We start from the raw sequence: 20,371 nt of genomic DNA on the forward strand, positions 1-20,371 counted from the left end.
ATGGATTGTGCGCTAGACCAATCCCCGGGCCCGTAGCTCCTCCACCAGCCGGCGGTGCACTTCCTCGGCGCGGGGTTTCTCCACGCTTACCTTTACAAACCTTTCCGGCTCGCCTCGAGCCAGCTCAAAAAATCCCTCCAGCACCCGCTCGTGAAAGGCCAGCTCCTCCTCCTCGAAGCGGTCGGGCTCGAGGGTGCCCCGGCGGTGCCGGGCCCGCCACAGCCCCAGCCGGGGGGGTAGGTAGAGGAGAAAGGTGAGGTCGGGCCAGAGGTCGCCCAGAAAGCCCTGCGAGACTGCCCTAAGCCACGCAATGGGCAGCCCCCGGCCATACCCCTGGTAGGCCAGGCTGGAGTCCAGCCAGCGGTCCGAGACCACCACCGCCCCCCGCTTCAGCGCAGGCCGGATAACGGTCGCGGCGTGCTCGGCCCGGTCGGCGCTGTAGAGCAAAAACTCGGTCTCGGGCCTCATGGGGTGGGTCAGGATGAGCCGGCGCAGCGCCTGGCCCAGCTCGGTGCCCCCCGGCTCGCGGGTCAGCACCACCTCGCGCCCTTGCTTCTGCAGCCACTCGGCCAGCATGCGGGCCTGGGTCGACTTGCCGGCCCCCTCGGGCCCCTCGAGGGTGATGAAAAGGCCTTTCATAGCCCCGTGGGGTGCTCTAGGAAGACCCAGGGCAGGCCGAACTCGGCCGAAAGCCGCTCCGCCAGGGCTTTTACCCCGAAGGTTTCGCTCTGGTAGTGGCCCAGGTAAAAGACGTTGAGCCCCAGCTCAAAAGGGTCGTGGTAGTGGGCGTGGGACGCTTCGCCGGTGATGTAGAGCTCGCAGCCCAGGGCCCTGGCCTGGGCCATCTCCCCTGCTCCACCGCCCGAGACGATGCCCACCCACTCCACCCGCTCGGGCCCCCCAGCGTGCACCAGGGGCGGCGTTCCAGTGAGGGCCTCCAGGAGGCGCTCCAGCTCGCCCAGGCTCCTGGCCGCCGGCAGGCGGCCCACCCAGCCGATGTTCCCGTAGCGGGGGTGGGGCAGGGGGGCTAGCGCGGTGAGACCCAGCTTTTGGGCAATCACCGCGTTGTTGCCCACCTCGGGGTGGGCGTCCAGCGGCAGATGCGCGGTGTACAGGTTGATGCCGCTTTTGAGAAGGGCTTCCAAGCGCTTTTTGTGCGGGCCCACCACGGCCAGGGGCTGGCCCCAGAACAGGCCGTGGTGGGTGATGAGGAAGTCCACCTGGGCGGCCCTGGCCTTTTCAAAGACGGCCAAGGCCGCGTCCACCGCCACCCCCAGCCGCCTTACCTCGGCCTTCCCCTCCACCTGCAGCCCGTTGAGGGAGGGGTCTTTGAAGGCGCCAATCTGTAGGTACTCGTTCAGCCAGCGAACCAGGGCGTCGCGCTGCATGCCCTACAGTCTACTAGTCCCCGCTGCCGTGCACGTACTGCAGCTCATAGAGCTTGGCGTAGTAGCCGTTTTTACGCAGCAGCTCCTCGTGGCGGCCCTCCTCCACCAGCCGACCTTTGCGGAAGACTAGAATCCGGTCGGCATGGCGGATGGTGGAAAGCCGGTGGGCAATCACAATTGAGGTCCGCCCCTCCATCACCCGCTCCAGGGCGGCCTGGATCTTCTGCTCGGTCTCGGCGTCTACATTGGCCGTGGCCTCGTCGAGGATGAGGAGGATGTCGGGGTTGTGCAGCAGGGCTCGAGCTAGCGCTAGAAGCTGCTTCTGCCCGGTGGAAAGCCCTCCGCCGCGCTCGTGCAGCACGGTCTGGTACCCCTGGGGCAGCTTCTGGATGAACTCATCCGCCCCCACGAAGGCGCACACCTCCTGGATGCGCGCGAAGGGAATGCTCGCATCTCCCAGGCGAAGGTTCGACTCGATGCTACCGCTGAACAAAAAGGGGTCTTGCTGCACCATCCCAATGGCCCGGCGCAGGTCCCGTTGGGCGTAGTCCCGCACATCGACGCCGTCTATCTTCACCGCCCCTTTTTGCACGTCGTAGAAGCGGGCGATCAGGCTGATCACGCTGGTCTTGCCTGCTCCGGTGGCGCCCACCAGGGCAATCTTTTCCCCCGGTTCTACCCGGAAGCTTACCCCCCGCAGCACCCAGTCCCAAGCCTCCCCGCCTTCCTGCCGCTTGTTGTAGGCAAACCACACCTCCTCGAACTCCACCCTTCCCCTAAAGCGTTCCACCCGCTTGGCGTTGGGTTTGTCCTGGACCTCCTCCTCGGTGTCCAGCAGGCTGAAGATGCGCTCGGCCGAGGCCATGGCGGCCTGGAAGATGTTGAACTTGTCGGACAGGTCCTGCAAAGGCTGGAAAAGCTGGCGCACATAGTCGGTGAAGGCCACCAGAAGGCCCAGGGTTATGGTCTGCTGGATCACCTGGTTGCCCCCGTACCCGACCACCAGGGCCACCGCGCCTTCGCCCATGAGGCCTACTAGGGGGAAGAAGAGGGCGAACCACTTGATGATGTCCACCCAGGCCCTACGAAGCTCGGTAGAGAGCCGGTCGAACTGGGCCTCGTTTTTGCTTTCGCGGCCAAATAGCTGGGTGGTCTGGACGCCGGACAGGTTTTCCTGCAGCGAGGCGTTGAGCCGGGAAAGGCGCAGGCGCATGGTGCGGTAGGCCTCGCGCATGCCGCCGCGGATCCAGCTTGTGACCCCTATGAAGATGGGCATGATGGCGAAGACCACCAAAGCCAGCCGCCAGTCCAGCGCCAGCATAAAGCCCATCAACCCCAATACGAGGGCGAAGTCGGCGATCAGCCCCACGAGGCCGCCGGTAATGAACTGGTTGATGGCGTCTACGTCCGAGGTGACGCGGGTCATGAGCCGGCCTACGGGGTTGCGGTCGAAGTAGCCCAGGTGCAGGCGCTGCAATTTGGCGAAGATTTCCGAGCGCAGGTCGTAGAGGATGTGCTGCCCTACCCAGCCTATCAGGTAGGTCTGGGCGTAGTTGGCGATGAAGTCCACCAGCCGCACCGCCAGGAAAAGAGCCGAGATGAGCAGCAGGGTCTCGTAGCGCTCGGCCAGCGGCAGCACCTCGCGCGGCACGATGGCGTGGTCGATGGCGTACTTGAGGAACAGGGGGGTGGAAGCCGCCGTGAGGGTGCTCACCACCAGGGCCACAAGGGCCAGCCCTACCTGCTTCCAGTAGGGGCGCACATACCGGAGAATGCGCCGGGCCAGCCGGGCGTCGAAACTCTTCTTAAAAGCTTCCTCCTCGTGCATCTAGTCCACCTCGGCCTGAAGACGCTGGATGCGGTCGAGTTCTGCGTAAACCCCGCCCTGGGCCAGCAGCATCTCGTGGGTGCCCTCCTCCACGATTCGCCCATGCTCCAGCACCACAATCCAGTCGGCGTGCTGGAGGGTCGAGGTGCGATGGCTGATGAGAAGAGTGGTCTGCTGGCCCAGCACGCTACGGAGGCCCGAGAGGATGCGAGCCTCGGTCTCGGTGTCCACCGCGCTCATGGCGTCGTCCAGAATCAAGATTTTGGGCCGACGGGCCAGGGCTCGAGCCAGAGCCACCCGCTGGCGCTGGCCCCCGGAGAGGGTTACGCCCCGCTCGCCCAGGAGGGTCTGGTAGCCCTGGGGGAAGCCCAGGATGTCCTCATGCACGCCGGCCAGCCGCGCGGCCCACTCGGCCTGGGCCAGGTCGACCTGGGGTAGGCCGAAGCAGATGTTCTCGGCCAGGGTATCGGAGAACAGAAAAGGTTCTTGGGTGACCATACCGATGTGCGCCCGTAGGGTGGCGAGGGGGAGCGCTCGCACGTCTTGACCCCCTACCAGCACCCGGCCCTCCGTGGGGTCCAGGATGCGGGGAATCAAGCTTACCAGGAGGGTTTTACCGCTACCGGTGCGGCCGGTGATGCCCAGGGTGGTGCCTTCGGGGATGGTGAGGGTGATTTTGTCCAGCACCCGGCGCCCCCCGAGCTCCAGGCTGACGTTTTCAAACTTGACCTCCCCGGATAAAGCCCCGGTTGGTGTGGGGGTTAGGGGGTCGCTGATTTGAGCGGGTTGGCGCCAGAACTCTTCCAGCCGCCGGTAGCTGGTGGAGCCGCGCTGGAAGATGGTAAGGGTGTACCCCAGGCCGATGATGGGCCAGCCCAGCATCATCAGATAGGCGTTGAACTGGACAAACTGGCCTGGGGTCAGCTCCCCCCGGATGACCATACCTCCCCCGATCCAGAGAACCAGAAGGGCGGCCAGCCCCATCAAGAGGCCCATTAGGGCCCGTACGGAACCCTCTAGGCGGGTAAGGGCCAGGCTTTTGGCGATGTAGTCCCGGTTTAGGGCCTGAAAATCTGCCAGCTCCCGCTCCTCCAGGGCGAAGCCCTTGACCACCCGGATGCCGGAGAAGTTCTCCTGGGCTTTGGTGGAGATGCGGTCGAAGGACTCCTGGCTTTCGCGGTAGCGCTCGTCGATGAGCCGCAGGATGTGGTACATGACCCCGAAGATTAGGGGAAAAACCAAGGACAGCGCCAGGGCCAGGGGGACGTTGACCAGGTACATGGATGCAATGGCGAAAACAACGAACATCAGCAGCCGGCTGCCCATGTTGATGCCTGCCCCCAGCATCTCCCGCACCGCGCCCAGGTCGGTGGTGAATTTGTTCATCAGGTCGCCGATGCGGTTCTGGCCGTAGAAGTAATGGTCCAGGGTGAGGGCTTTGCGGAAGAGGTCCATGCGGAGGTCGTGTTCTATGTAGCGGCTGGCCACCACCAGTAGCTGCCGGTTGGCCCAGCCGAAAAAGGCCGAGGCCAAAGCAGCAGCCAGGATGGCCCAGACCCAGACCAAATAGGCCTCCCCGGCCCGGATGGCGTCGATGGCATGGCGCAGGAAGTAGGGGGACAGCGCGCTCAGCCCCACTGCGGCAATGCCGGCCAGCATGCCCCAGAGGTACTGGGGGCCGTAGCGGCGAAGGTAGGGTTGTAGGGCTTGGAGAGGACCTAAAACTGACCAGTCAGTTCTGCGGTTTGTAGAAATAAAGGGTCCACCCAGGGACTGCATGGCCTTTACTTTACCCCTTTTTTGCCGGAGCAGAGGGTAATCCCCTGCATTAACCGGCCCGGCCCCGGCTCAGCTCGAGCCCCACCCGGGACCAGTCGGCCTCCAGCCCCACCATCCGCCAGGGCTTGGAGGGAGGCGTTTTTCTGAGCGCCCGGCGCAGAGGAGCAGGCAGGGGAAGGTACTCGGGGTCGTGGACGTACAAAAGGGCCTGCACCTTGCCCAGCCGCAACAGATAGCGGTGCATTCCGGCGGCCTCGAGGTCGGTGGGCAGCTCCAGCCCCAGCCCCAAATGGGCCCCTTCCTGCCGGAGCTCTGCGGGCGGCCGGTCGGCCAGGAACAGGCTGAGACCCTGGGCCTCCAGCCCTGTCCGCAGGGTTTGTAGCCACTCGCCTTCCTGGGTAAGCATGGGCTGGGCGATGAGCCCCACCAGGTGCGTTCCGGCCTGAAGGGGTGCTTTGTAGGAAGGGGCCAGGTAGCCCTTCGTGCGCTCCAGCGCTCGCCGGACCAGCATGGGGTTTTTGACCAGGCTCTGGCCTATCTGAGCGGCAAGGCCAACCACTTCAGGAGAAAGCTCGGCAGGCACCACCAGCGCAGGGGGCAGGCCGGAGATGAGCTGGTCCAGGCTGGCGGCCAGGTCAACCAGCCAAAGGGGAGGGGTTCCCCTTTGCGCCTCCACTCCAAGCTGCACATCGGGCAGCAGCAGGTAGTCCACCGGCTCGTTCTTCAGGCTCAGAACCTCGCTCACCACCTGCTGGATGGGTGGGGGTAAGGGGAGTTTGGGGCCTGTCTTCGGGTAAACAACCTCCACGCCCAGGGCTTGCAGGTAGGCCTTCCAGAAGGACAGGTAGCGGGAACCGAGCCAGCTTTGCACAACGCCGACGCGCACCCGAACATCTTAACCGCATTTCGGGGTACTGGGCGCCGTAAATCGCCCTGTACCTCTCCAGAAGGGGAAGCAGGCACAGGATGCAAGCGATGAGCTCCGTACCAGGCCTGCCCATGGACGCTGCGGGCTTCCATGCCTGCGCAATAGCCCCAGAGGGAACCGGGGACTGGGAGGAGGCTCCCACCCCCCATGGCCCTGGGAGGCGGCCGTTACGGCTGGCGTTACCCCACTTTCAGGCGCCAAAAATGCGATCGCAAAGGCACGTGCTTTTCTGAGAACTGCCCTGAAGATGCCCTTCAGAAGCCTATGGAAGCGCTTTTTCAAAACAGCCCATTATGTTTTGCGCAAAGTGCTATACTGTAGTTGCCGGGGGTTCCCGGCGGGCTCCTTGAAAACAAGTTTTTCCGATTCTCATCGCAACATGCGAATACGAAAAATCCAAAGGTGCGACTTTGTAAGCATCCATCGCAAAAAATCGCACTTTTGGGGGAGTTATCCACAGGCCACCTGTGGATAACTGGCAGTTCTCATAAAACCCCTCTCTGGCAGTGCTGTACAGGACGGCACATAACGGGGTATGCTCTTGCAAACGAATAGCCCCGCAAGGGGATTGCAACTGGGGGTTTAGGGGCTTGCCGGGGTCGTTTCCAGCTTGCAAACGAATAGCCCCGCAAGGGGATTGCAACTGGGGGTTTAGGGGCTTGCCGGGGTCGTTTCCAGCTTGCAAACGAATAGCCCCGCAAGGGGATTGCAACTCTTCTTGGGCCATATCCTCAGAGTATCCTTGTGCCAGCTTGCAAACGAATAGCCCCGCAAGGGGATTGCAACACTTCCGGTAAAGATACATTGGGCCATTCAATGTCGCGTCTTGCAAACGAATAGCCCCGCAAGGGGATTGCAACTCCAGACGGGCCCACAGCTTTCCAAGAAGCGGGCGATGACTTGCAAACGAATAGCCCCGCAAGGGGATTGCAACTGGCAGCCTGGGACTGGGCCGCGCGGCGCAGACGCAACCTTGCAAACGAATAGCCCCGCAAGGGGATTGCAACTCCGATCATTTTAAGGTTACCTCCTATCTAGGAGGTCTTGCAAACGAATAGCCCCGCAAGGGGATTGCAACCATGGGGGGCGATTGGTCGGATACCACCAGCGCCAAATCTCAATCTTGCAAACGAATAGCCCCGCAAGGGGATTGCAACCTGGCCTGCTGGGCCGACCGGGTGGCCTTTTTGCAGGCAGCTTGCAAACGAATAGCCCCGCAAGGGGATTGCAACCCTGCGGCGAGCAGGCCCCAAACACTATCCCCTCCTGCCACTTGCAAACGAATAGCCCCGCAAGGGGATTGAAACCCACTGCGGAGCAGACGAACCGGCGCTATTCTAGCGCGCGCCGATGATGTAACTCTCCAGCTCGGCAATGAGGAAGGCCTGCTGGTTCATGATGGCCTTCACCACATCGCCAATGGAAACAACCCCTACCAGCTCTCCGTTTTCCAAAACCGGCAGGTGGCGCACCCGGTGGCAGGTCATCAGGTTCATGCAGTGCGCAACTGTGTCTTCTGGGCATACCGTCACCAGCTCGGTGCTCATGACCTCCTCCACCCGGGTATCCTTGGAGAAGCGGCCCATCAGGATAATCTTGCGGGCGTAGTCCCGCTCAGAGAAAACCCCTGCCAGCCGGCCCTCTCGCAGCACCATCAGGGCGCCCACATCGTGAACAGCCATGCGCTCTAGCGCTTCGAAAACCGTGGCCTCGGCTGGAACTGTATAGACTGCGTGCCCTTTGGTCTGGAGTAGCTGGCGCACTGTACTGGCCATATCCACCTCCCCTATAGACAGCGCAGGGCCCCCAGAATGGGTTCCTCGGCCCGCGGGCTCGTCTATAAGCTTCGTTAATATTTTACTCGCTTTGGCTTATTTTTGCACGGGCCAGGGCCCGGCATACCACAAAAGCTCGCGCTCCACAGGGCCTTCGTGGCCTTCAAGATGAAAACTCTCCACTGCCAGTCGGTGGGGGAAGCGGTCGATGAAGTTGAGCACCGAGAGGGCCTGGGTGCGGTGTTGGGCCATGGCCCTGAGCTTGCGCAAGAGCACCTCCAAGGGCAGGTGGCGCACATGGGTGGGGGGAAGCCAGCCCTCGCGGTACTCCAGGGGCGGGTTCAACGGGGCATAGTAGAAAAGTCGAATCCGCCGGCCCAACCGCCGCACTGCTGCCTTCACGAATCGGTGGGTGGCTACGTGGTCCGGGTGGCGGTTGGAGCCGTTAGGGGCAAAGGTAATCACCGCCCTTGGGCGCAGCACCTCAAAGCGCCAAAGCAGCAGGTCCACAATCTCCGGGTGGTCGGCCACCCCCTCAGGGCTGGAAAAGCCCGCCCCTCGAGCCTCTTCCGCCAGGGCCCCGTTGGGTCGACCATTCGGAAAATCGTAGACCTCGAGGTGGCCCAGCCTCAACACCTCTGCTGCCCGCCTTAGCTCCTGGGTTCTCACCCAGCCCAGCTCCTCAGGGGCGCAAAGCCCCAGGGTACGCCCGGCCTCACCCCGGGTCAGGGTGATGAGGCCAGTCTCGAGGCCCCATTCGGCGTACTGGATGAGCGTGCCGCCAGCGCCAAAAACCTCGTCGTCGGGATGGGGCACCACCACCAGCAAATCCATGGCCCCATCATGGGCCAGCCGCCCCAGCCCCGCAAGCCTCAGTCCCAGCCCCGGTAGCTAAAGTAGTCGAAGTCGGCAGGCAGGCGGGTCCCGCTCAGGTCCTGCGCGCAAAGCCCGATGAAAGTACCGGTAAAGCCCAGCCCCCGGCAGTGCTCGTCGGAGAGCTTGTAGGCGGGAAAGTCCAGCGGGATGGGCTGCCAGTCCTGGCCGTTGGCCGAGTAGGCAAAGCTGAAGGTCTCGCGGGCATAGCGCACCTTTAGGTAGACCCTACCCCAGCCCTCGAGGGAAATCTCCTGGCCCAGCGGCTCGTCGTAGCAGCCGTTCTCGCAGGTGAGGATGTTCAGGGTTTTGCCCAGGCGCTCGTCGCGGCTTACGCGCAGGTAGACCCAGTTACCGGTGTCGTAGTAGCAGACCAGGCCGGCCATCTGCTGGAAGTGCTGGGGCTCGAACTCCAAAGCGGTCTCGGCCTCGGCATAGAAGTGCTGCAGGCGGCGGGCCACCAGGCTTTGGCGGTGGCGCGAGCTGAGCGACTCCCGTCCATAAAGCCGCAGGTAGCCCGGCCGCTCGGTAAGGGAAAGCCAGGAGGGGTCGGGGGGCTGGCGCAGGGTCTGGAAGTGCAGGCTCAGGGTAGGGGCGTCGAAGTCGTCGCGGAAGGGCTCCGCCGGCCAGGGGTGGGGGGGCAGGGATGGGGCTTCCACCTCTTGGGCCGGGGCGTTGCCCCCGTGGGCCAGCCGGGGCCAGCCGTCCGGCGTCCAGACGATTTTTTGCAGCGCGGTCTCGCGCCCCAGCGGGCAGTGCCGCCGGGGGGCCTGGGGGGGCTCGAGGGGGCGACCCACCAGGTGGGCCATGTACCACTCCCCCCCTGGGGTCTCGACCAGCGAGGCATGGCCGGCCTTCTGCAAAGGCAGCTCGGGGCGGCCTTTGGCGGTGAGGGTAGGGTAGCAGGGGTCCAGCTCGTAGGGCCCCTCGATACGGCGGGCGCGGGCCACCGTCACCGCGTGCTCGTAGACCGTGCCCCCCTCGGCCACCACCAGGTAGTACCAGCCGTCCTTCTTGTAGAGGTGGGGCCCCTCGGTGACCCCCAGGGGGCTGCCCCGGAAGATGTTCCGCACCGGCCCCACCAGCTTCTTTTGCACCGGGTCATACTCCTGCAGAAGAATCCCGGCAAAGGCGTTTCTGCCCTTGCGGTGGTCCCACTGCATGTTGAGGAGCCACTTGCGCCCGTCCTCGTCGTGGAAAAGCGAGGGGTCGAAGCCCGAGGAGTTGAGGTAGACCGGCTCCGACCAGGGCCCCTCGATGCGGGGGGCGGTCACCAGGTAGTTGTGCGCATCCTTGAAGGTCTCGCCGTTGCCCCAGGTTTTCACGTCGGTGTAGACCAGGTAAAACTGCTCCCCGTCGTGGCTCAGGCAGGGGGCCCAGATGCCGCCCGAGTCGGGGTTGCCCAGCATGTCTAGCTGGGAGGTGCGGGTGAGGGCATAGCCGATGGGCCGCCAGTGCACCAGGTCGCGCGAGTGAGAGATTCGCACCCCCGGCCACCACTCAAAGGTAGAGGTGGCGATGTAGTAGTCCTCCCCCACCCGCAGAATCGAGGGGTCGGGGTGGAAGCCCCGCAGCACCGGGTTGACGATTTTCATGGGTTTACCACCGCCTCCCGCAAGAAGGCCTGCAACCAGCGCCCGCTGGCCTTGAGGCGGCGCGCCTGGGTGGCAAAGTCCACGTATACCAGGCCAAAGCGCTTGCTGTAGCCTTCGGCCCACTCAAAGTTGTCCAGCAGGCTCCAGACAAAGTAGCCCTTCAGGGGAACCCCCTCCCGCAGGGCTAAAAGGCACTGGGCCAGGTGGCGCTCGAGGTAGCGCACGCGCTCGGTGTCCTGAATGTCGCCATCCTCCACCACGTCTGGATAGGCCGCGCCGTTTTCGGTGATGTAGATGGCCTTCGGGCGGTACTCCCGGCTCAGGCGGCGCAGGAGTTCCAGAAGGCCCTCGGGGTAGACCTCCCAGTCCATCGCGGTGCGCTCCTCCCCTACCCGCACGTAGGCGAAGCGGTGGGGGGGCTGGGGGCTATGCTGCACCACTGCGCGGGAATAGTAGTTTAGGCCCAAAAAGTCGGTGGGGGTGGCGATGAGCTCGAGGTCGCCCGGCTGTACCGGGGGGGCTGCTTCCTTGTAGAGGGCCAGCATATCGGGGGGATAGCCGTAGCCGTAGAGCGGATCCAGGTACCAACGGTTCTGAAAGCCGTCGTAGCGGCGGGCCGCGGCCACATCGTCAGGGTGGGGGGAGGCCGGGTGGCCGGGGGAAAGGTTCAGGGTAATGCCCACCCGGGCGTCGGGAACGTTCTGCCGCAGGACATTCACCGCCAGCCCATGGCCCAGCAGCAGGTGGTGGGCCGCGGCCAAGAACAGGCCCAAATCCTGCTTGCCGGGTGCATGTACCCCCGCGCCATAGCCCAGATAAGCCGAGCACCATGGCTCGTTCAGGGTAATCCAGTGCTTGACCCGGTCGCCCAGGTGGCGTGAAACCCCATCAGCGTAGGCGGCGAAGGCGTAGGCGGTCTCGCGCGCAGGCCAGCCGCCCCGATCCTCCAGGGCCTGGGGCAGGTCCCAGTGGTAAAGGGTAACCCAGGGGGTAATCCCCGCGGTCAGCAGCGCATCCACCAGCCGGTCGTAAAAGGCCAGGCCCTTGGGGTTAGGGACTCCCTGGCCTTCGGGGAAGACGCGCGGCCAGGCCAGCGAGAAGCGGTAGGCGTTCACCCCCAGCGCCCGCATCAGGGCGATGTCCTCCAAGTAGCGGTGGTAGTGGTCGCAGGCCACATCGCCGGTCTCGCCCCCATGGGTCTTGCCGGGGGTGTGGCTGAAGGTATCCCAGATGCTCACGCCGCGGCCATCCTCGGCCACAGCACCTTCGATCTGGTAGGCCGAGGTGGCGGTGCCCCAGGTGAAGTCGGGGGGAAAGTCGCTTCGTCTCATGCAGGTCTCCTCACGGTTGCAAAGCGCGTTGCAGGGCAAAGTAGGCGGGCTTGGGCCGGTAGTCGGTATCGAAGATGAGGGGCTCGCTGGCCGCCCGCCAGGAATGGCCATCCGTCACCCCCCACAGGGTGAAGGCCTTGCAGCGCGGCTGGCGCAGACAGATTTGCAACACCTCTTGGTAGATTTGGGCTTGCTTCTCCAGGCGCTCGGCTCTGGAGCCGGGGCCGCTCAGCCGCACATCCATCTCGGTGATGTGGATCTCCAGGCCAAGCCTGGCGAAGCGCTCGAGGTTCTCCGCCATCCGCGCCTTTGTGGGCGAGAAGCTCAAGTCCAGGTGGGCCTGGAAGCCCACCCCGTCTATGGGCACCCCTTTTTCTTTGAGCCCCTTGAGCAGGGCATAGATGGCGTCCGACTTGGGCCCCAGCCCCTCGGCCCCGTAGTCGTTGTAAAAGAGCTTGGCCTGGGGGTCGGCGGCCCGGGCCAGGCGGAAGGCCCGCTCGATGTAGTCGGGAAGCACGGCAAAGGGGGTAAGGCGGGGCCGAGCATCGTCGCCGATGGCCTCGTTGACCACGTCCCAGTAGGCAATCCTGCCCCTATAGCGCCCCACCACGGCCTGGATGTGCTCGCGCAGGATGGCCTCCATCTCGGCGGGGCCAAAACTGCCATACATCCAGCGGGGGAGCTGCTGATGCCAGACCAGGGTATGCCCCCGCACGGCCATGCGGTTTTTCTGGGCAAAATCCAAAAGCAGGTCGGCGGCGGCAAAGTTGAACTGGCCCCTCGAGGTCTGCAAGGCCCCCCATTTCATGACGTTTTCGGCCACCACCAAGTTGAACTCGCGGGCCAGCACCGTCCCATATTCGGGCTCTTGCAATAGCAAGCTGGGCTCTACCGCTGCCCCAATCTGCAAGCCGCGCTTTTCGGCCAGGGCGCGAAGAGGCGGAGTGGGCTGGGCCTGAGCCAAGAACCCCAACAACACCAGCGCTAGACCCCATCTAAGGGCAACCATACCCCCTCCTTGGACAAGGGTGAAAAACAAGACAACCGCACAACAGCGCTCCATTCAGCACAGCAGAACCGGGACCCCCATACGCCGCTTTGCGCAGCGCCAGCGCCCCGACGCTCAGTTCTTGAGCGCGCCCGAGGTCAGCCCTTCCATGAGTTGCCTTGCCGCCAAGGCAAAAACAATCAGCAACGGAGCCACCAAGAGCGCAGTACCGGCCATGATGGCTCCCCATTCCACATCGGTAGCCCCTTGCAGGGTGCGCAGCACCACCGGCAGGGTCTTGGTCTCCTGGGTGCGCATAATCACGTTCACATCAGCAAAGCGGTTCCACGAGCCGATAAAGGTGATTAAGCCCAACGTACCCAAAGCCGGCCGAATGAGCGGCAGCACAATGCGCCAGTAGACCTGAAACTCACTGCACCCATCTATTCGTGCAGCGTCCACCAGCTCCTTGGGCACTGCTGAGAGAATGTACTGACGCATCATGAAAATCCCCACCGCACTGGCCATGGCCGGAACCCAAAGCGCCTTGGGGGTGTTGATCCAGCCAATCTGATAGATGAGCAAGTAAAAGGGAATTAGGTTCAGAATTGCCGGCACCAGAAGAGTGGCCAGTACCACGGCAAAAAGCTGCTCACGCCAGCGGAACTCGTACATGGCAAAGCCAAAACCGGCCAGGCTGCTAAAAAACAACCCGGTCACAGTGACCATAAGAGCCAGGTACAGATTGTTCCAGTAGGCCCGCCAAAAAGGAATCTTCTCCAGCAAAATCTGGTAGTTGCTCCAGAAGTGCTCGCCAAACCACAGGGGCGGGGGAAAGCCAAAAATCTCCGAGCGCTGGTGGGTGGCGAAGACGAACATGAAGTAGAAGGGCGCTATCGTCAACAGCCCGCCCAGCCCCAAAAGCCCATACCCCCCCAGACGCAGGAGAAGGCCCCCAAAAGAAACCCTCTTGCGCGCCATCTTCTAGTCCACCCCCCGGGCCGCGCGGCCAAAGATCAGGTTGTTGAGGTAGGTCAGGATGCCGATAAAGATGAACAGAATCCAAGCAATGGAAGCAGCCGTGCCCATTTCGAGCCACTCGAAGGCAGTGCGGTACATGTACATGGTGACGGTCTGGCCGCCGGGCGTGGCGGTGCTGGCCCCCCCGTTCAGCAGCACGAAGGGCTGCTCAAAAAGCTGCATGTTGCCAATGATGGTAAGGCTCACAGCGAAGAACATCATGGGGCGCAGAAGGGGCAGGGTGATGTAGCGAAACTGCTGCACCCGGCTGGCTCCGTCCACCGCGGCGGCCTCGTAGAGGTCTTTGGGGATGGCCTGGAGGGCCGAGAGGTAGAGCAGGACATTCCAACCGGTAAACTGCCAGATCACCACCAGGGCAATCGCATATTTTACGTTGGCACTGGTGAACCAGTTGATGTTCTGATCGGGCAGAAGGGCCCCCAACAGGGGCCAGGTGTTAAGGTGGGCGATGACCAGGTTAATGACCCCGTTGTGGGTGGCGAAGAGGGTATTGAAGATAAGGGCAATCGCCACCGAAGAGGTGATGTAGGGCAGGAAGTAGACCGCGGTAACGAAGGTCTTGAAACGACCCAACATCATGTGAATCACAAAAGCCAGTGGAATGGCAATGAGATGCTGGGGAACTCCTGAGACCACCCCCAGCCAGATCGTGTTCCACATGCTGCGCCAGAACATGGGGTCAGTGAGGGTAAAGGTGTAGTTATCGAGCCCCACGTACTTCCAACGCCCCCAGCCATCGCTGGGCGTCCAGGACTGAAAGGACATGTACAAGGAGAAAAGACTGGGATACAAGCCAAATACCAGGAAGAGAATAAAAAAGGGGCTTACAAAGATATAGGGCGCGTAACGCCGCTGGAAGTTGCTCCAGCGCATAGAGAGGCTCAGGGGACTGGACCTCGAGGGAAGATTGTCCAGGGTCTTCCGCACCGAATGCTCCTTTCAGCTAGGGGGAGGAGGTCCTCCCCCTCACCCCTAGCGCATGCGGCGCTCAATGAGCCGCTTGGCCTCGGCTAGGGCTGCCGGAATGTCCTTGCCTTCATCGAGCACCTGTGAAAGCGCTGTACCAACAATCTCGTAGGCCACCCGGTCGTACTTGTTGGCCTTGAGGGGCCTGACCCGACGGGCTGCATCGCGCCAGAGCAGCCGGGCCTGCTGCCCACCCAAAAACTCCACCGGCTCGCTAAAGGCGGGATCGTTCTGGGCTGAAAGCAGGGCAGGGAAAGCCCCAATAGCTCTAAAGGCCGCAATCTGGGCCTCATTGGTGGTGGTGATGTACTTGATTAACTCCCAGGCCAGGGCCTTGTTCCTGGAAGCGGTAGGGATACCGTAGAAGCTGCCCCCCCAGGAAGCGTACATCCCTTCGGGAAGGTGCTGCACCCGCCACAGACCCTTGGTTTCGGGCGCCATCCAGTTTTGCAGGTGGCCCTGCAACCAGGCCCCGGAGAACTGGGTGGCCACAGTGCCCTTCTTGAAGGCATCGTACCACTCGTTGGTCCAAGCCCCAATACGAGCATCCAGGCCGGCCGCACGGATGTTTTTGGCCAGTTCAAAGGCCCGCACGAAGCGAGGGGTATCCACTATCACATTCCCCTTTTCATCGAAGTAAGGGCTGGTATTGGCCGGCGTGGTGGCAAAAATATTGATCCAGGCCACATCAGCAGCATCAGCTATCAGGAAAGCACCGGTGGTGGCCTTGATCCTGCGCCCCGCCGCGATGTAGCCCGGCCAGGTGAGCATGTTTCTCGGGTCCACCCCTGCTTTTTGCAGTATGTCCACCCGGTAGAAGAAGGTGCCGGGCCCAATATCCACCGGCATGGCGATAAAACGCCCGTCGAAAGAGGTTGCTTGAGCAATAGTGTAGGGGGTGAAGAGCCGCTTGTACTGGCCCGCATTGTAAGGGGGCTTGTTCAGGTCCTCAAAACCCTGCCCCTCAGCAAAGCGACCCACAAAGCCAATCTCAATGGCTGCTACATCGGGCAGGCCCTGGCCAGTAGCTAAGGCAGTGGTCAGGGCATTGTGGTGGTCGGCGTACTGCTGAATGACCAGTTTGACCTCAACGTTGGGGTACTTCTTGTTGAAAAGAGCGAGCTGAGCCTTGAGCGCATCGTCCAGATTGGGGAAAACCGCTACTGTAAGGGTGGTCCTCTGAGTCAAACCTAGACTAAAGAGCATCAAAAAGGCTAAAAACAGGGCTTGCTTCATGGATGCCTCCTCCTTGCTTCACGATATGCTTGCCATCTTGGCCCAGGCTTTTGAAACCGCTTTCAAAAATGGTCAGGCCTCCGTGCCACCTCCTTTCGCTAAAACCGCGCGCGGGCCCCCGGTGAATGCAGCAAAGCTGTAGATTCCCGCACCACCAGGCGGGCCGCAAGGGGCTTTGGCGTGTAACTGTGCCCCTCGAGCAAAGCCAGCACCAGCCGGGCCGCCTCCCAGCCCATCTCCGCTCCCGGTTGGCGCACTGTGGTAAGGGGAGGGGTAAAAAAGCGCGAGCTGGGAAGGTCGTCGAAGCCCACCAAGGAGATGTCGTGCGGTACCCGGATACCCCGGCGATAGAGCGCCACGCTGGCCCCGTAGGCCATCTGGTCGTTGGCCGCGAAGATGGCGGTAAAAAGCGCCCCCCGGGCCAGCAAAGCCTCCACCGCCAGCAGACCAGAGGGCTCGAGGTAGTCTCCCTCCACCACCAGCGCCGAATCAAAGGGAATGCCTGCATCCTCCAGTGCTCTCTGGTAGCCCCGTAGGCGCTCGATGGCATCGGGATGGGACTTGGGGCCAGCGATATGGGCAATCCGTCGATGACCCAGCTCGATGAGATGCCGGGTGCCCTCGTAGGCCCCCTGGGCGTTGTCGATTCCCAAGCAGGGAAGGCCTGGAATGCTGCGCCCCACCACCACCACCGGCATGCGCTTGACCAGCTCCAAAAGCCGCTCTTCCGGAACGCTGCCATCCATCACAATGAGGGCGTCCACCTGCCGGCTTACCAGCACCCTCAGAGCAGCCTCCTCCTGGTCGGCCCGCCAGTGCCCACTGGCAAAGATGGGGTGGTAGGGCGTGCCCTCCAGGGCCTGCTCCACCCCCTTGAGCATCTCGCCATAGTAGGGGCTGCTGATCTCCTGTGTAACCACCCCGACGGTAAGAGAGCACCCCTGCGCCAGCCCTTTGGCCATGAGGTTGGGGCGGTAGCCCAGCCGCTTAATGGCCTGCAAAACTGCTTCACGCTTGCGCGCGTCCACGCGGGCAGTGCCGTTGATAACGCGGGAGACCGTGCTGGGGGAAACACCCGCTTCTCGAGCTACATCGCTAAGGGTAACGTTCTCGCGCAAAGCGCCCTCCGAGTGGTTTGGACTTCCCTGAGTAAAGCAGATTTTGAAAGCGCTGTCAAGAGCCCAAGGGCTCACCTTTCAAGCCTCCCGGTCCCCGACCGCCTGCACCCAGAGACACCTGGACGGGGAGGTGCCCTGGGTTTGTAAGAGCTGACAGCGTTGGGTAGGAGAGGTGGTTGCAATCCCCTTGCGGGGCTATTCGTTTACAACAGCAAACCCCGTTAAGTGCTGTCCTGTACAGCACTGCCAAAGGGGGGTTTTATGAGAGCTGCCAGTTATCCACAGGCAACCTGTGGATAACTCCGCGAGAAGCGCGGTTTTTTGCGGTGAGGGCTTACAAAGCCGTACTTTTAGATTTTTTGTACCCTGGTTTTTCGATTTTTATTGCAAAAACTCGTTTTCAAGAAGCTCGCTAGAAACTTCTAGCAACCCTATCATAGCATTTTGCGCAAAACAGAATTGGTAACCCAAGAAAAGCGCTTCCAATGCGTTCTAGAGAGCTTTCTTAGCGCGAAGCTTGAGAAGAACTGTGCCTTTGCGATCGCACTTTTGGCGACCGAGGACCTTGTAACACTGTTTGTAACAGGCGTCTGGGTTTTGCTGGAATACGAGGCAAAAAGCTAGCGGCGAGGAAAGCGAAAGGCGAGGAGGACGAAAAGTATCCCCAGAGCGGCGCTTAGTAGAGCCCAGGGGGCACGGTTTGCTGTGGCCCGAATCGGAGGCAGCACACCGGTCTTGTAGGCCCGGGCTTGGTCGAGAGCCAAAACGTCTACCGCTGCTGGTGCCTCGGCCGGTCCTCCCAGCACCCAGGGGCCGCCGCCTGGGCGTACTGGGCGGAAGTGCCATGGGGTGAAGGGGTCGTAGAGGCCGGCTGCCACGTAGTAGCCATAGTCGCCTAGGGGTAGGGCGGAGGTGAGCTCGAGCCACTCCCCCACCTTCTTCAGAGGAATTTCTGTGCTGCTGCCGTCTGGCCTTCTTTCTTGGGCTTTCCAACCGGTGATGAGGTAGGCCTGGTTCCAGCCCTCCCCCGGAGGGGTCTTGAAGCCTGCCCCTGGTAGCTCCTCTGAGCCTCCGGGCCCGGTGTGGATGTAGATGGCCACAACCGCCAGCGAGAAGCCGTGGGGGGCCCCAAGGGGGTTGGGATAGCGCTGAAGGCGCACCCGCAACACCAAGCGGCCCTCCCGCGCCACCGCTTCGAACCCGGTGAGGTCGGCGAAGCCGCTTTCGGCGAAGAGGGGAACGGTGGGATAGGCATAACCCAGGCCGTGGTCGTCGCCCACGGGGTCGGAGAAAAAGAGCGGAATCACCAGGCCATACCCTACCCGGCCCCGTTTCGGCCCATCAAGGGGGCGAATGCCCTTCACCGGAGCAGACCCATCAGTACCCTGACCAGCTGGGCAGGGTCGTGCTGGGCGAAGCCGGGCTCCAGGAAGTCCTCGGCTATGATCCGCACCCCCAGCCCTTCAAAGGGCTGGGGGTTGAAGCGCACCGGCTGCTGCCCTTCGGCCCGGTAGCGCCGGAGAAGCTCCTCAGGGATGCGGGCATTGTTGACCAGGACCACGTTGGGCTTGCGACCCAGGTGTTTTTCTATTGCCTGGAAGTGGTCAAAGACGTCCATTCCATCGGTTTCGCCCCGTTCGCTCATGATGTTGGCGATGTAGACCAGTTTGGCGGTGGACTGCCGAATGGCTGCCTGAATCCCCTTGGGTAGAAAACTGGGAATCACGCTGGAGTAAAGGCTGCCGGGGCCCAGCACGATCATCTCGGCTTTCTGAATGGCCTGCACTGCCTCTGGCATGGCCTCTACCCCCGCGGGGGCCAGCCCCACCCGGCGGATGCGGCCCGGCTTTTCCCGCAGCGCGGTCTCGCCCTGCACCCGGCTGCCGTCGTCCCGCTCGGCCCAAAGCCGCGCGGCCTCGTGGGTAGCGGGCCAGACCGCCCCTCGCAGGCGCAGCACCTGGTTGGCCTGGCGCATGGCCTGGGCGAAGTCCTGGTTGAGCTCCGAAAGCGAGACCAGCATCAGGTTGCCGAAGGTATGGCCCTTGAGCTCTTCTCCTCGCTGAAAGCGGTACTGCATGAGTTTGGGCAGGCCTTCGGCGTCGGAAAGCGCGGCCAGGCAGTCCACCAGGTCGCCCACCGCAGGTATGCCAAAGGAGACCCTGAGCCGCCCGGTGGAACCCCCATCGTCGGTGACGGCCACGATGGCGGTGAGGTTGGCGGTCTCCTGCTTGAGGCCCAGCAGCACCCGGGAAAGCCCGGTGCCACCCCCCAGGGCCACGATGCGGGGGCCCGCCTCGAGCCGTCGCCTTATGTAGACCTGCTTGGAGACCGAACCCGGGTCGGTGATGGCCGAGAGCATGCTGCGGTTCATCCAGCGCAGCCCCAGCAGAAAAAGCACCAACCCCGCAAGAAGCCACGCCCCCCCCGAAAGCCACAAGGGCAGGTTGAGGTAGCCTGTCCAGCGCACGAGCTGCAAGAACCAGGGGATGAGCGTGGTGTGCCAGGAAAGATGCACCACCCCCACGAACATCCCAAGCAGACCCAGAAGAGCCACCAGGGCGTAGCGCTTGACCCGCATGCCCGGAAGAAGCCAGCGCAGCGCGCTCAGAAACCGGTCGTCGGCTGGGTGTGCCCAGAGGCCCTGGGCCAGTGTGCGTAGGCCGTTTGGCTTGCTCTTCTCGGTCATGCCCTCTCGCCTATCAGGGCCTTTTCCAGGTCGCGGTGTTCCGATTCCACGCGAAAGCGCCCTGAGAGTTCCTGGCCAAGCCGCTCCACCACTGCAACGCTGCGGTGTTGCCCCCCGGTGCACCCGATGGCCACAGTATAAGCCGCACGTCCGCCCTTGCGGGCTCCCTCGGCGGAAAGGCCGATGGTGGCAAGCAAGGTGCGGTAGAAGGCCTCGTTTTCCTTGTTGGAAAAAACATAGGTCGCCACTTCGGGGTCGGTGCCGGGCCGGGCCTTGAGGTTAGGGACGTAGTGGGGGTTGGGGAGGGAACGCACATCCAGCACCAGGTCGGCGTCCTGGGGGGGGCCCCACTTGAAGCCGAAGGATAGCAGCCTGAGCAGGAAGCTCTCTTCCTCCCCCAAGGCGGCCTCGAGGGCCTCCTTGAGCTGGCGGGGGGTGCGCTCGGAGGTGTCAATCACCAAATCGGCCCGGTCCCGCAGGGGGGCCAGGGCCTGCCGCTCCTGCTCGACCTCCCGCAGCAGGTTGCCCATGCCCAGAGGGTGCAGCCGGCGCGAGAGGTTGTAGCGCTTCAAAAGGACATCCGGGCGGGCCTCGAGGTAGATTATGAAGGGCTTGAGCGCAGCCAGGGCGTCCTCTACCCCAAAGAGCAGGGCTCGAGCCCGAATATCCAGCACCACCGCTACCTTCTCGATGCCCTGGGGCTGCACGGTCTCGAGGAGGGCCCTCCAAAGCTGAGGGGGCAGGTTGTCCACCGAGAAATACCCCAGGTCTTCCATCGCCATCCGGGCTGAGGTAAGCCCTGCTCCGCTTTGCCCGCTAAGCACCACGAACCGCATCCC

Annotated in this window: 17 protein-coding genes and 1 CRISPR repeat array; all 17 genes read right to left on the bottom strand. The window is 62.9% G+C overall.

Annotated features, from left to right (window positions below):
• Positions 1-12: 12 nt before the first annotated feature.
• The 17 genes from tmk to rapZ all read right to left on the bottom strand — a co-directional run bounded on the left by tmk (position 13) and on the right by rapZ (position 20,368).
• Positions 13-639: a dTMP kinase gene (gene tmk / locus DV704_RS00185; protein WP_114797544.1), complete on the bottom strand. Its 627-nt coding sequence runs from the start codon at positions 637-639 to the stop codon at positions 13-15.
• Entirely contained in the window at positions 636-1,388 is a 753-nt protein-coding gene (locus tag DV704_RS00190) for a Nif3-like dinuclear metal center hexameric protein (protein ID WP_114797545.1), read from the bottom strand. Before DV704_RS00190 ends, tmk begins: the two co-directional genes overlap by 4 nt.
• A 13-nt stretch (positions 1,389-1,401) precedes the next feature.
• Complete coding sequence (locus DV704_RS00195) at positions 1,402-3,216, bottom strand: ABC transporter ATP-binding protein (RefSeq protein WP_114797546.1); 1,815 nt, start codon at positions 3,214-3,216, stop codon at positions 1,402-1,404.
• Complete coding sequence (locus DV704_RS00200; RefSeq protein ID WP_233498178.1) at positions 3,217-4,875, bottom strand: ABC transporter ATP-binding protein; 1,659 nt, start codon at positions 4,873-4,875, stop codon at positions 3,217-3,219.
• Positions 4,876-5,044: 169 nt separating this feature from the next.
• The gene (locus tag DV704_RS00205; RefSeq protein ID WP_114797548.1) at positions 5,045-5,881 is read right to left on the bottom strand and encodes a hypothetical protein; all 837 of its coding nucleotides are present in this window, start codon (positions 5,879-5,881) and stop codon (positions 5,045-5,047) included.
• Positions 5,882-6,463: 582 nt separating this feature from the next.
• A CRISPR array of direct repeats spans positions 6,464-7,230; the repeat unit is 35 nt; unit sequence CTTGCAAACGAATAGCCCCGCAAGGGGATTGCAAC.
• A 30-nt stretch (positions 7,231-7,260) separates the two neighbouring features.
• Positions 7,261-7,698: a CBS domain-containing protein gene (locus DV704_RS00210; protein WP_114797549.1), complete on the bottom strand. Its 438-nt coding sequence runs from the start codon at positions 7,696-7,698 to the stop codon at positions 7,261-7,263.
• A 96-nt stretch (positions 7,699-7,794) separates the two neighbouring features.
• Positions 7,795-8,532, bottom strand: coding sequence for a PIG-L deacetylase family protein (locus DV704_RS00215; RefSeq protein WP_114797550.1), 738 nt, complete (start codon positions 8,530-8,532; stop codon positions 7,795-7,797).
• 38 nt (positions 8,533-8,570) lie between these two features.
• Positions 8,571-10,166, bottom strand: coding sequence for a glycoside hydrolase family 43 protein (locus DV704_RS00220; protein ID WP_114797551.1), 1,596 nt, complete (start codon positions 10,164-10,166; stop codon positions 8,571-8,573).
• A complete protein-coding gene (locus DV704_RS00225; protein ID WP_114797552.1) occupies positions 10,163-11,497 on the bottom strand; it encodes a GH1 family beta-glucosidase in 1,335 nt (444 codons plus the stop codon). Before DV704_RS00225 ends, DV704_RS00220 begins: the two co-directional genes overlap by 4 nt.
• A 10-nt stretch (positions 11,498-11,507) precedes the next feature.
• Positions 11,508-12,506 (bottom strand): endo-1,4-beta-xylanase, encoded by a 999-nt coding sequence (locus DV704_RS00230; RefSeq protein WP_114797983.1) that lies wholly within the window; start codon positions 12,504-12,506, stop codon positions 11,508-11,510.
• A gap of 114 nt (positions 12,507-12,620) precedes the next feature.
• Positions 12,621-13,466, bottom strand: coding sequence for a carbohydrate ABC transporter permease (locus DV704_RS00235; protein ID WP_114797553.1), 846 nt, complete (start codon positions 13,464-13,466; stop codon positions 12,621-12,623).
• A gap of 3 nt (positions 13,467-13,469) precedes the next feature.
• A complete protein-coding gene (locus DV704_RS00240; RefSeq protein ID WP_233498179.1) occupies positions 13,470-14,453 on the bottom strand; it encodes a carbohydrate ABC transporter permease in 984 nt (327 codons plus the stop codon).
• Between the two features lie 45 nt (positions 14,454-14,498).
• Positions 14,499-15,728 (bottom strand): ABC transporter substrate-binding protein, encoded by a 1,230-nt coding sequence (locus DV704_RS00245; RefSeq protein WP_114797555.1) that lies wholly within the window; start codon positions 15,726-15,728, stop codon positions 14,499-14,501.
• 98 nt (positions 15,729-15,826) lie between these two features.
• Complete coding sequence (locus tag DV704_RS00250) at positions 15,827-16,846, bottom strand: LacI family DNA-binding transcriptional regulator (RefSeq protein WP_114797556.1); 1,020 nt, start codon at positions 16,844-16,846, stop codon at positions 15,827-15,829.
• A gap of 620 nt (positions 16,847-17,466) precedes the next feature.
• Complete coding sequence (locus DV704_RS00260; RefSeq protein ID WP_114797558.1) at positions 17,467-18,153, bottom strand: glucodextranase DOMON-like domain-containing protein; 687 nt, start codon at positions 18,151-18,153, stop codon at positions 17,467-17,469.
• Between the two features lie 53 nt (positions 18,154-18,206).
• Positions 18,207-19,532, bottom strand: a complete 1,326-nt coding sequence (yvcK, locus tag DV704_RS00265) for a uridine diphosphate-N-acetylglucosamine-binding protein YvcK (RefSeq protein ID WP_114797559.1) — start codon at positions 19,530-19,532, stop codon at positions 18,207-18,209.
• Positions 19,529-20,368, bottom strand: coding sequence for an RNase adapter RapZ (gene rapZ / locus DV704_RS00270; protein WP_114797560.1), 840 nt, complete (start codon positions 20,366-20,368; stop codon positions 19,529-19,531). The genes yvcK and rapZ overlap by 4 nt, the downstream gene beginning before the upstream one ends.
• Positions 20,369-20,371 lie beyond the last annotated feature (3 nt).

It is taken from the genome of Meiothermus sp. QL-1 (assembly GCF_003351145.1).
GTDB lineage: Bacteria > Deinococcota > Deinococci > Deinococcales > Thermaceae > Meiothermus.